Origin of the sequence: Mesorhizobium sp. M1A.F.Ca.IN.020.06.1.1, from assembly GCF_004023265.1 — a bacterium.
In the GTDB taxonomy this organism is placed as follows: Bacteria; Pseudomonadota; Alphaproteobacteria; order Rhizobiales; family Rhizobiaceae; genus Mesorhizobium.
This window is the reverse complement of the sequence record NZ_RZSR01001343.1, coordinates 1-1,192: the sequence shown is the minus strand read 5'-3', so window position 1 is coordinate 1,192 and position 1,192 is coordinate 1. Positions and strand designations below refer to the sequence as shown.

The following is a 1,192-nucleotide window of genomic DNA, read 5'->3' as shown; positions in this document are numbered from 1 at the left end:
GCACGGTCGATGGCGTGCGCGCAGGAATAGGCGATAGCACGCGCGATCTGCGTCAGCGCCTGCATTGTGAGAAGATTGCGCTGCACGTCCGGGTGATGGGCGATCGGCGCCATGCCGGACCCTGAATAATCAGATGCCTTGCCCTGCCGGCGCTCATTGGCATAGGCGATCGCCTTCTGCGTGGCAGTTTCGGCCACTGCAACGCCCTGCATGCCCACCGCGAGACGAGCGTTGTTCATCATCGTGAACATGCAGGCCAACCCCTTGTTCTCCTCGCCGACCAGCCAGCCGATGGCGCCGGGCGTCATGCCCGCAAAACCGTCGCCATAGATCATGGTGCAGGTCGGCGAAGCGTGGATGCCGAACTTGTGCTCGAGGCTGGAACAGAAGACGTCGTTGCGGGCGCTGAGCGAGCCATCGTCATCGACCAGGAACTTCGGCACCAGGAAGAGCGAGATGCCGCGCGTGCCGGCGGGCGCGTCGGGCAGCCTAGCCAGCACCAGATGCACGATGTTGTCGGTGAAATCGTGCTCGCCATAGGTGATGAACATCTTCTGGCCGAAGATGCGGTAGGTGCCGTCGCCGGCAGGCTCGGCACGGGTGCGCAGAGCGCCGAGGTCCGAGCCCGCCTGCGGCTCGGTCAGGTTCATCGTGCCCATCCACTCGCCCGAGACGAGCTTGGCGAGGTATTTGGCCTTGAGCGCCTCGGAGGCGTGCTTGTCGAGCGCCTCGACCGCGCCCATGGTGAGTGTCGGGCCGATGCCGAAGGCCATGGCGCCGGAGTTCCACATTTCGAGCGCGGCGACGGCTAGCATGGTCGGCAAGCCCTGGCCGCCATATTCGGCCGGCCCGGACAGCGCGTTCCAGCCGCCTTCGATCCAGCGCCGGTAAAGCTCCTTCCAGCCGGGCGGTGTGGTGACGGAAGCGCCCTTCAACACCGCGCCATGCTCGTCGCCGATCTTGTAGAGCGGCGCAACCTCCTCGCTGGCGAAGCGCCCGGCCTCGGCCAGGATCGCGTCGACAAGGTCCTCGCCCAGATCGCCGAAGGTGCCGGCATCCAGCGCCGGCTTCAGGCCGGCCACCTGCTTCAGCGTGAAGGCGATGTCCTCGACCGGTGCGCGATACATTGTGCCTACTTCTCCTCCAGTGCGCCCAACCGTAGTCGCGTAGCCGAAGCGAGGCCATCCATACT

Annotated in this window: 1 protein-coding gene; it reads right to left on the bottom strand. The window is 65.7% G+C overall.

Translation table 11 applies throughout. The features are described from left to right. A partial coding sequence (locus tag EOA60_RS33840) for an acyl-CoA dehydrogenase family protein (protein WP_206628382.1) occupies positions 1-1,127 on the bottom strand: 1,127 nt, incomplete at its 3' end. Positions 1,128-1,192: the final 65 nt, after the last annotated feature.